Annotated in this window: 9 protein-coding genes; 8 read left to right on the forward strand and 1 reads right to left on the reverse strand. The window is 68.4% G+C overall.

The features are described from left to right. Nucleotides 1-77 precede the first annotated feature (77 nt). The 5 genes from rpsO to ACFWV8_RS08485 all read left to right on the forward strand — a co-directional run bounded on the left by rpsO (nt 78) and on the right by ACFWV8_RS08485 (nt 5,607). Nucleotides 78-368, forward strand: a complete 291-nt coding sequence (rpsO, locus tag ACFWV8_RS08465; RefSeq protein ID WP_023538273.1) for a 30S ribosomal protein S15 — start codon at nt 78-80, stop codon at nt 366-368. Nucleotides 369-719: 351 nt separating this feature from the next. Continuing rightward, nucleotides 720-2,960, forward strand: coding sequence for a polyribonucleotide nucleotidyltransferase (locus ACFWV8_RS08470; RefSeq protein WP_384198969.1), 2,241 nt, complete (start codon nt 720-722; stop codon nt 2,958-2,960). Further along, on the forward strand, nt 2,957-4,336 hold the full coding sequence (locus ACFWV8_RS08475; protein WP_384198970.1) for a M16 family metallopeptidase: 1,380 nt from the start codon (nt 2,957-2,959) through the stop codon (nt 4,334-4,336). Before ACFWV8_RS08470 ends, ACFWV8_RS08475 begins: the two co-directional genes overlap by 4 nt. A gap of 42 nt (nt 4,337-4,378) precedes the next feature. Next, nucleotides 4,379-5,143 (forward strand): 4-hydroxy-tetrahydrodipicolinate reductase, encoded by a 765-nt coding sequence (gene dapB / locus ACFWV8_RS08480; RefSeq protein ID WP_384198971.1) that lies wholly within the window; start codon nt 4,379-4,381, stop codon nt 5,141-5,143. 5 nt (nt 5,144-5,148) lie between these two features. Next, nucleotides 5,149-5,607: a hypothetical protein gene (locus ACFWV8_RS08485; RefSeq protein ID WP_384198972.1), complete on the forward strand. Its 459-nt coding sequence runs from the start codon at nt 5,149-5,151 to the stop codon at nt 5,605-5,607. Between the two features lie 78 nt (nt 5,608-5,685). On the opposite strand, the gene ACFWV8_RS08490 is transcribed toward ACFWV8_RS08485, so the two are convergent. After that, complete coding sequence (locus ACFWV8_RS08490; protein ID WP_329380786.1) at nt 5,686-6,234, reverse strand: hypothetical protein; 549 nt, start codon at nt 6,232-6,234, stop codon at nt 5,686-5,688. 309 nt (nt 6,235-6,543) lie between these two features. On the opposite strand from ACFWV8_RS08490, the gene thyX reads away from it, so the two are divergent. From thyX to ACFWV8_RS08505, 3 genes are all read left to right on the forward strand, one after another. Beyond that, nucleotides 6,544-7,281 carry an FAD-dependent thymidylate synthase gene (gene thyX, locus ACFWV8_RS08495; RefSeq protein WP_384198973.1) on the forward strand — a complete coding sequence of 246 codons (738 nt, stop codon included), beginning with the start codon at nt 6,544-6,546 and terminating at the stop codon, nt 7,279-7,281. 306 nt (nt 7,282-7,587) lie between these two features. Next, a complete protein-coding gene (dapA, locus tag ACFWV8_RS08500; RefSeq protein ID WP_384198974.1) occupies nt 7,588-8,487 on the forward strand; it encodes a 4-hydroxy-tetrahydrodipicolinate synthase in 900 nt (299 codons plus the stop codon). Nucleotides 8,488-8,692: 205 nt separating this feature from the next. After that, nucleotides 8,693-10,378, forward strand: coding sequence for a ribonuclease J (locus ACFWV8_RS08505; RefSeq protein ID WP_329380779.1), 1,686 nt, complete (start codon nt 8,693-8,695; stop codon nt 10,376-10,378). The last annotated feature ends 384 nt before the right edge of the window (nt 10,379-10,762 follow it).

A 10,762-nucleotide genomic window follows, 5' to 3' on the forward strand; every position in this document is an offset into this window, starting at 1 on the left:
CCACCCGAGTAACCGAAGATCCCCAGCGAATTCGACCTGGGGCACTCGATGGCAACGAAGACCTACAAGGAGTACGCGTGCCGCTTGCCGCCGCTACGAAGAAGCAGATCATGTCGGAGTTCGCCACCAAGGAAGGCGACACCGGCTCCCCCGAGGTCCAGGTCGCGATGCTCTCGCGCCGTATCTCGGACCTGACCGAGCACCTCAAGACGCACAAGCACGACCACCACTCGCGTCGCGGTCTGCTCATCCTGGTCGGCCAGCGCCGCCGCCTGCTGCAGTACCTGGCGAAGAAGGACATCCAGCGCTTCCGCGCGCTGGTCGACCGCCTGGGCATCCGCCGCGGTGCGGCCGGCGGCGCCAAGTAGTACGCCGTGAAAGGGAGCGGTTCCCACACACCGGGAACCGCTCCCTTCGCCGTATGCGCACGAAGCTCAGTAACCTGTTCGCAGGAGCACAGCTCCCGGACACCACTGAGAAGCACCACCCGACACGGGTAAGACCAGCACCACCCACTGACGAGGGGAAGCGCCCCACCGCCGCCGCCGGTCCTCGGTAGTGGCCCCCGGAACGGCGCGGCGAACGCCGCCCGCGGCCCACGCCGCCGCCCCGGGAGCTTCGATCGAAGACCGGCCCGCACCAAGGAGCGCTTCTCCGACTGTCCCCCGCCACACGGGCGCGGGACGAAAGACGACAACGACGAGTATGGAGAACCACTGGTGGAGAACGAGACCCACTACGCCGAGGCCGTTATCGACAACGGCACGTTCGGCACCCGCACCATCCGCTTCGAGACGGGCCGCCTGGCCAAGCAGGCCGCCGGCTCCGCCGTGGCGTATCTGGACGACGACACCATGGTGCTGTCGGCCACCACCGCTTCCAAGAAGCCCAAGGACAACCTCGACTTCTTCCCCCTCACGGTGGACGTCGAGGAGCGGCAGTACGCGGCCGGCAAGATCCCCGGCTCCTTCTTCCGCCGCGAGGGCCGGCCCTCCGAGGACGCGATCCTCACCTGCCGCCTCATCGACCGCCCGCTGCGCCCCTCTTTCAAGAAGGGCCTGCGCAACGAGATCCAGATCGTCGAGACGATCATGGCGCTCAACCCCGACCACCTGTACGACGTGGTCGCGATCAACGCCGCCTCCTGCTCCACGCAGCTGGCCGGCCTGCCCTTCTCCGGCCCGATCGGCGGCACCCGTGTCGCCCTGATCAAGGGCCAGTGGGTCGCGTTCCCGACGCACACCGAGCTCGAGGACGCTGTCTTCGACATGGTGGTCGCCGGCCGCGTCCTGGAGGACGGCGACGTCGCGATCATGATGGTCGAGGCCGAGGCCACCACGAAGACCATCCAGCTCGTCGCCGACGGCGCGGAGGCTCCCACCGAGGAGATCGTCGCCGCCGGTCTGGAGGCCGCGAAGCCCTTCATCAAGGCGCTCTGCAAGGCACAGGCCGACCTCGCCGCCAAGGCCGCCAAGCCCACCGGTGAGTTCCCGGTCTTCCTCGACTACCAGGACGACGTCCTGGAGGCCCTCACGGCCGCCGTGAAGAGCGAGCTGTCGCAGGCGCTCACCATCGCCGGCAAGCAGGACCGCGAGGCCGAGCTGGACCGCGTCAAGGAGCTCGCCGCCGAGAAGCTGCTCCCGCAGTTCGAAGGCCGCGAGAAGGAGATCTCCGGCGCGTACCGCGCGCTGACGAAGTCCCTCGTCCGCGAGCGCGTCATCAAGGACAAGGTCCGCATCGACGGTCGCGGTGTCACGGACATCCGTACGCTCGCTGCCGAGGTCGAGGCCATCCCGCGCGTGCACGGCTCCGCGCTGTTCGAGCGTGGCGAGACCCAGATCCTGGGTGTCACCACCCTCAACATGCTGCGCATGGAGCAGCAGTTGGACACCCTGTCGCCGGTGACGCGCAAGCGCTACATGCACAACTACAACTTCCCGCCGTACTCCGTGGGCGAGACCGGCCGCGTCGGTTCGCCGAAGCGCCGCGAGATCGGCCACGGGGCGCTCGCCGAGCGCGCCATCATGCCGGTGCTGCCGACGCGCGAGGAGTTCCCGTACGCGATCCGCCAGGTCTCCGAGGCGCTGGGCTCCAACGGCTCGACGTCCATGGGCTCGGTCTGCGCCTCCACCATGTCGCTGCTGAACGCCGGTGTGCCCCTCAAGGCCCCCGTCGCCGGTATCGCCATGGGCCTGATCTCCCAGGAGATCGACGGCAAGACGCACTACGTCGCCCTCACCGACATCCTCGGTGCGGAGGACGCCTTCGGCGACATGGACTTCAAGGTCGCCGGTACGAAGACGTTCGTCACCGCCCTCCAGCTCGACACCAAGCTCGACGGCATCCCCGCCTCGGTCCTGGCCGCCGCGCTGAAGCAGGCCCGCGACGCCCGCCTCCACATCCTCGATGTGATGAACGAGGCCATCGACGTCCCGGACGAGATGTCCCCGAACGCCCCGCGGATCATCACCGTCAAGATCCCGGTGGACAAGATCGGTGAGGTCATCGGCCCCAAGGGCAAGATGATCAACCAGATCCAGGAGGACACCGGCGCCGACATCACGATCGAGGACGACGGCACCATCTACATCGGTGCCGCCGACGGACCGGCCGCCGAGGCCGCCCGCGCCACGATCAACAGCATCGCCAACCCGACCATGCCGGAGGTCGGCGAGCGCTACCTGGGTACGGTCGTCAAGACCACCACCTTCGGCGCGTTCGTCTCGCTGCTCCCGGGCAAGGACGGTCTGCTGCACATCTCGCAGATCCGTAAGCTCGCCGGCGGCAAGCGCGTGGAGAACGTCGAGGACGTCCTCGGCGTCGGCCAGAAGGTCCAGGTCGAGATCGCGGAGATCGACCAGCGCGGCAAGCTCTCGCTGATCCCCGTGATCGAGGGCGAGGACGAGGCGAAGAGCGACAACGACAAGCAGGACGACCAGAAGGACGAAGCCTCCCAGTGACGTTTCGTAGTTCTACGACGACGGCCCGCACCTCCTCGGAGGTACGGGCCGTCGCCCGTACCCAAACCCTGCTGCCGGGGCAGAACGGCATCGGCACCGTCCGGCGCACGATCCTCCCCGGCGGCCTGCGCGTCGTCACCGAGACCCTGCCGTCGGTACGGTCCGCGACCTTCGGAATCTGGGTACAGGTCGGCTCGCGCGACGAGACGCCCACGCTCAACGGCGCCACCCACTACCTCGAACACCTCCTCTTCAAGGGCACGCGCAAGCGCAGCGCTCTCGACATCTCCTCCGCCATGGACGCGGTCGGCGGCGAGATGAACGCCTTCACGGCGAAGGAGTACACCTGCTACTACGCGCGCGTGCTCGACACCGACCTCCCCCTCGCCATCGACGTCGTGTGCGACATGCTCACCGGCTCGCTCATCGAGGCCGAGGACGTCGACGCGGAGCGGGGCGTCATCCTCGAAGAGATCGCCATGACCGAGGACGACCCGGGCGACTGCGTGCACGATCTCTTCTCGCACACGATGCTCGGCGACACCCCCCTCGGCCGCCCCGTCCTCGGCACCGTCGACACCGTCAACGCCCTCGACCGCGACCGGATCGCCCGCTTCTACAAGAAGCACTACGACCCGACGCACCTGGTCGTCGCCGCGGCGGGCAACGTCGACCACGCCACCGTCGTACGACAGGTACGCCGCGCCTTCGAGAAGGCCGGCGCCCTCTCCCGTACGGACGCCGTCCCCGTCACCCCGCGCGAGGGCCGCCGCGACCTGCGCACCGCCGGCCGCGTAGGGCTGCTCAACCGCAAGACGGAGCAGGCACACGTCGTCCTCGGCATGCCGGGCCTCTCCCGCACCGACGAGCGCCGCTGGGCCCTCGGAGTGCTCAGCACGGCCCTCGGGGGCGGCATGAGCTCCCGGCTCTTCCAGGAGGTGCGGGAGAAGCGCGGCCTCGCCTACAGCGTGTACTCGTACACCTCGGGCTTCGCCGACTGCGGCCTCTTCGGCGTCTACGCGGGCTGCCGCCCCAGCCAGATCCACGACGTCCTCAAAATCTGCCGCGACGGGCTCGACCAGGTCGCGGCCGAGGGGCTCTCCGACGAGGAGATCGGCCGCGCCGTCGGCCAGCTCTCCGGCTCCACCGTCCTCGGTCTGGAGGACACCGGCGCGCTGATGAACCGCATCGGCAAGAGCGAGCTGTGCTGGGGCACCCAGATGTCCGTGGACGACATGCTGGCCCGGATAGCGGCCGTCACCCCCGACGACGTGCGCGCGGTGGCCCGCGATGTACTGGGGCAGCGCCCCTCCCTGTCGGTCATCGGCGCTCTCAAGGACAAGCAGGCCGACCGACTCGACGAAGCGGTCGCCTGACCGGCGCACCAGCCTCCTAAGGAAGCAGAAGGAAGCAGAGCGATGAGCACCAAACTGCGCGTGGCCGTTCTCGGCGCCAAGGGCCGGATCGGCTCCGAGGCCGCGCGGGCCGTCGAGGCCGCCGACGACATGGAACTGGTCGCCGCCCTCGACCGGGACGACGACCTGGGCGCCCTCGTCGACTCAGGGGCCCAGGTCGCCGTCGAACTGACCGCCCCGTCGGCCGTGATGGGCAACCTGGACTTCTGCGTACGCCACGGCATCCACGCGGTCGTCGGCACCACCGGCTGGACCGACGACCGCCTGGCGCAGCTCAGGACGCTGCTGGCGGGCTCCCCGGAGACGGGCGTGCTCGTCGCGCCCAACTTCTCCATCGGGGCCGTCCTCACCATGAAGTTCTCCCAGGCGGCGGCGCGCTACTTCGAGTCCGCCGAGGTCGTCGAGCTGCACCACCCGAACAAGGTCGACGCCCCGTCGGGCACCGCCACCCGCACCGCGCAGCTGATCGCCGCCGCCCGCGCCGAGGCCGGCTGCGCGCCGCAGCCCGACGCGACGGCCACGGCGCTGGACGGGGCGCGCGGAGCGGACGTCGAAGGGGTGCGTGTGCATTCCGTACGGCTTCGAGGACTGCTGGCGCACCAGGAGGTCCTGCTCGGCGCCGAGGGGGAGACGCTCACGATCCGTCACGACTCCCTGCACCACAGCAGCTTCATGCCGGGGATCCTCCTCGGCGTCCGCCGCGTGGCCGGCGCCCCGGGCCTCACCCACGGTCTGGAGCACTTCCTCGATCTGAACCTGCCGAACTGACCGCCGTGCGCGCCAAGATCATGTACTTCGTCATGGCCGCCATGCTCGCCGGCTACTTCTTCCTGGCGGGCGACCGCGGCTTCGCGCTCATCGGGATCGGTACGCCGCTGACGGTCACGTTCGGGATCGCGGTACTGGTGCTTCCCTGCATCGGCGTCTGGTTCCTCTGGCAGAGCACCCGATTCGTCCGGCGGGCCAACCGGCTCGCCGCCGAACTGGACGCCGAGGGCGGCCTGCCGGTCGACGAGCTGGTGCGCACCGCGAGCGGCCGCGTCGACCGCGCGTCGGCGGACGCAGTCTTCGCCGCCCGCCGCGCGGAGACCGAGGACACTCCGGGGGACTGGCGCTGCTGGTTCCGTCTCGCGGTGGCCTACCGCGACGCCGGCGACACCCCCCGGGCCCGCAAGGCGATGCAGCACGCGATCACGCTTCACGAGACGACCCCGGCACCGGCGGCCGGCTGACGCCCCGTTGGTCTCCCCCAACCGCTGCTGTTCTCGCTCCATCGCTCAACTCGGGACTAAGGTGCCGCAGTTGAGGCTTCAGGGGCGGCGGTACTCGTCGCCCCACGCCTCGACGGAGTCCGCAGCCCGGTCGAAGGCCTCCGAGCGCGACAGGAAATCCGCGTTGTGATCGGTGAGCAGCTGCCGCTTCTCGCCGTCACGCAGGACGAGCAGAAGCGCCTGCCCCTGCACCGTCCGCGGCAGCCCGAGCCAGCGCACCGGCTGCTGCACCGTACGGACTTCCACGGCCTGCGTCCACGGCACGGTCCGGGTCATGAGCAGTCCGACGCACCGTACGCCGTGCCGGCTGACCCACGCGCCCACACGCAGCATCCGCAGCGCGACGGCGATCATCACCAGTGCGATACCGAGGCACACGACGGCGCCGGACGACGCCCCCGCGAACGCGATGATCATCGTCGCGAGCAGCACGAACGAGGCGAGCAGCAGAAGCAGCGCCGAAGCGCCCACCCGCCAGGGTCCCGGGCGGTAGGGGCGACGCCAGCGGTCGTGGTCGTCGAACGGCAGCGCGGCATCGTCGCTGGTCGTGTCAAACGCACGATCGGCCGTCAGGAAGGGCAGGGGCACGACTGATCCTCACTCACAAGCACGCTCGAACGGGCGGTGCTGGCTGAGGTTATCGAGGAGTACCCCGACGGGACCACTCAGGGGGGCCGGACGTGTCTGCGGCCTTGGGCACCTCGGACCGCCTGGCCCGCCCGGAGCGCAGCCCCGATTCGAGGGACGCCAGCCCGAACAACCGCACGAGACACGCACGCCCGTCGACGATGACCACTCGTACGGTGCGGGACCGCCAGGAGTGCGGTCTGTCGGCGGGAAATGCCTGGTCGTAGAGTGGGCGCCGCCCCTGAGCCGCGACAGGAAGGACCCCCGCCGGTGAGTGACCTCCCCGCCGATACCAAGCCCAGCTTCCGCAGTGACATGACCGTCGATCTGGTGAAGCACTCCGCGGGCGACTCCGACGTCCTGTGGGCCGCTCGCGTCTCCACCGCGGGCGAGCAGTCCCTGGCAGAGATGTCCAAGGACCCCGAGCGCTCCAAGGGCCTCATCAACTTCCTGATGCGCGACCGTCACGGCAGCCCCTTCGAGCACAACTCGATGACCTTCCTCATCAGCGCCCCGATCTTCGTGTTCCGCGAGTTCATGAGGCACCGGGTCGGCTGGTCCTACAACGAGGAATCCGGGCGCTACCGGGAGCTCCAGCCCGTCTTCTACGTCCCCGACCCCTCGCGCAAGCTGGTCCAGGAGGGCCGCCCCGGGAAGTACGTCTTCGTCGACGGCACCCAGGAGCAGCAGGACCTCACCGCGCGCGTCATGACCGAGTCCTACCAGCGGTCGTACGAGGCGTACCAGGAGATGCTGGCCGCCGGCGTCGCCCGCGAGGTGGCCCGCGCCGTGCTGCCCGTGGGCCTCTACTCGTCGATGTACGCGACCTGCAACGCACGCTCGCTGATGCACTTCCTCGGGTTGCGCACCCAGCACGAGGCGGCCACGGTCCCGAGCTTCCCGCAGCGGGAGATCGAGATGGTCGGCGAGAAGATGGAGGAGCAGTGGGCGCGGCTCATGCCGCTCACGCACGCCGCCTTCAACGCCAACGGCCGAGTGGCGCCGTAGCGCGTCATGGCGTGCCCGCAGGGCTGTCATGGCGCACAGATGTACGGACAATGGCCGAAAGTGTCCAGATTGCGGCGTTTCGAGAAGTTCATCTAGGCTGATCAAACGGACCCGGCACTGCCTGAACCCCCGAGCAGTCAGTGCCGGGCTCCGTACACTGGAGCGCAGAGGGGAACGATTCCTCTCAACCCGGGGCAGCTCCCCAGCCCCCACCGCCCCGGAGCCCGCACCACATCGCGGGCCCACGACCTGCCCGTGTGCCCCCGAGGGGACACGCCGAGCCGAGCAACGAGTAGCGTGTTACCCATGGCTCCGATCTCCACTCCGCAGACCCCCTTCGGGCGGGTCCTCACCGCCATGGTCACGCCCTTCACCGAGGACGGCGCGCTCGATCTCGACGGCGCCCAGCGACTCGCCTCCCATCTGGTGGACGCAGGCAACGACGGCCTGATCATCAACGGCACCACCGGCGAGTCCCCGACCACCAGCGACGCGGAGAAAGACCAGCTGGTACGGGCCGTCCTGGAGGCGGTCGGAGACCGGGCCCATGTCGTCGCCGGCATCGGCACGAACGACACCCGGCACAGCATCGAACTCGCCCGCACCGCCGAACGCACCGGCGCGCACGGCCTGCTCGCTGTGACCCCGTACTACAACAAGCCGCCGCAGGAAGGCCTCTTCCAGCACTTCACGGCCATCGCCGACGCCACAGAGCTGCCGGTGATGCTCTACGACATCCCGGGCCGGAGCGGCGTCCCCATCGACACCGAGACACTCATCCGTCTCGCCCGCCACCCGCGTATCGTCGCCAACAAGGACGCCAAGGGCGACCTCGGCCGGGCCAGCTGGGTCATCGCCCAGAGTGGCCTCCCCTGGTACTCGGGCGACGACATGCTGAACCTCCCGCTCCTCGCGGTCGGCGCCATCGGCTTCGTCTCCGTCGTCGGCCACGTGGTCACCCCGGAACTGCGCGCCATGCTCGACGCCCACGTCAGCGGCGACGTCCAGAAGGCCACGGAGATCCACCAGAAGCTGCTCCCCGTCTTCACCGGCATGTTCCGTACGCAGGGAGTCATCACCACCAAGGCGGCACTCACCCTGCAGAAGCTGCCCGCCGGCCCGCTGCGCCTCCCGCTCGTCGAACTGACCGAGCACGAGACGGCGCAGCTCAAGATCGATCTCGCGGCCGGCGGGGTAGAGCTGTAACTGAGGCCCTGCCTCCACGAACACGGTTCATGAACCAGGTTTCATGAATATTGAAGGTTTCGAACTTCACAACTGAATAACCGAACAGAAGAAGTGCTGGGCATTCCGCCCACTCGGACAACAAGCAAGTGCAACAGCAAGTGCACGAATGTCATGCGCGCCACGTGCCTCAGCGGCACGTGGCGCGTGTGGTGAGGAGAGTCTTTTGAGTCATCCGCATCCCGAACTCGGCGCCCCGCCGAAGCTGCCCAAGGGCGGCCTGCGCGTCACCCCGCTCGGCGGCCTCGGCGAAATCGGCCGCAACATGACGGTCTTCGAATACAACGGCCGTCTGCTCATCGTCGACTGCGGCGTCCTCTTCCCCGAAGAGGAACAGCCGGGCATCGACCTCATCCTGCCGGACTTCACCACCATCAGCGACCGCCTCGACGACATCGAGGGAATCGTCCTCACGCACGGCCACGAGGACCACATCGGTGGAGTCCCCTTCCTGCTCCGGTTGAAGCCGGACATCCCGCTGATCGGCTCCAAGCTGACCCTCGCGCTGATCGAGGCCAAGCTCCAGGAACACCGCATCCGCCCGTACACCCTCGAAGTGACCGAGGGCCACCGCGAGCGCATCGGCCCGTTCGACTGCGAGTTCGTCGCGGTGAACCACTCCATCCCGGACGCGCTCGCCGTCGCCATCCGCACCCCCGCCGGAATGGTGGTCCACACCGGCGACTTCAAGATGGACCAGCTCCCCCTCGACCGTCGGCTGACCGACCTGCCGACCTTCGCCAAACTCGGCGAAGAGGGCATCGACCTCCTCCTCGCCGACTCGACCAACGCCGAGGTGCCGGGCTTCGTCCCGCCCGAGCGGGACATCTCGAACGTCCTGCGGCAGGTCTTCGCCGGCGCCCAGAAGCGGATCATCGTGGCGAGCTTCGCCAGCCACGTCCACCGCATCCAGCAGATCCTCGACGCCGCCCACGAGTACGGCCGCCGGGTCGCCTTCGTAGGCCGCTCGATGGTCAGGAACATGGGCATCGCCCGCGACTTGGGTTACCTCAAGGTCCCGGCCGGTCTCGTCGTCGACGTCAAGACGCTCGACGACCTCCCGGACAGCGAGGTCGTCCTCGTCTGCACCGGCTCCCAGGGCGAACCGATGGCCGCGCTCTCGCGCATGGCGAACCGCGACCACCAGATCCGGATCGTCCCCGGCGACACCGTCATCCTGGCGTCGTCCCTCATCCCCGGCAACGAGAACGCGGTCTACCGCGTGATCAACGGCCTGACCCGCTGGGGCGCGAACGTCATCCACAAGGGCAACGCCAAGGTCCATGTCTCGGGCCACGCGTCCGCCGGCGAGCTCCTGTACTTCTACAACATCTGCAAGCCGAAGAATCTGATGCCGGTCCACGGCGAATGGCGCCACCTGCGCGCCAACGCCGAACTCGGCGCACTGACGGGCGTCCCGAAGGACCACATCGTCATCGCCGAGGACGGAGTGGTCGTCGACCTGGTCGACGGCAAGGCCAGAATCGTCGGCAAGGTCCAGGCGGGTTACGTGTACGTCGACGGGCTCTCGGTCGGCGACGTGACCGAGACGTCCCTGAAGGACCGCCGCATCCTCGGCGACGAGGGCATCATCTCCGTGTTCCTGGTGGTGGATTCGACGACCGGGAAGGTCGTGGGCGGCCCGCACATCCAGGCGCGAGGCTCCGGCATCGAGGACTCCGCGTTCTCAGCCGTCATCCCGAAGATCGAGGAGATCATCGGTAAGGCGGCATCGGACGGCGTCGCCGAGCCCCACCAACTCCAGCAGCTGGTGCGGCGATCGGTGGGCAAGTGGGTCTCCGACACCTACCGCCGGCGCCCGATGATCCTGCCTGTGGTCGTCGAGGTCTGACCTCGCACCGAGCCTCAACACCGGAGCGGGGCCCCCGATTTGCTTCGGGAGCCCCGCTCCAGTAGGTTTACGTCTCCACCTGGACGGGAACGCCGGGCAGTCAACTGCCTGGAGCGGCGTACCGGACCGGGTGGGAATTCCGACTCAGAATCTCTGATAAAGTCGGATTCACCGAAAGGGAAACGCGAAAGCGGATAACCGATTAGGCACTCCCGCTGACTGGGAATCAGGCGCCGAAAGGTTCTGATAGAGTCGGAAACGCAAGACAGCAGGACCGAAGGGAAAGCCCGGAGGGGCCCGGAGACGGGACCGAAGGAAGCGTCCGTTCCTTGAGAACTCAACAGCGTGCCAAAAGTCAACGCCAGATATGTTGATACCCCGGCC

This window comes from Streptomyces sp. NPDC058665, assembly GCF_042714995.1.
Taxonomy (GTDB): domain Bacteria; phylum Actinomycetota; class Actinomycetes; order Streptomycetales; family Streptomycetaceae; genus Streptomyces.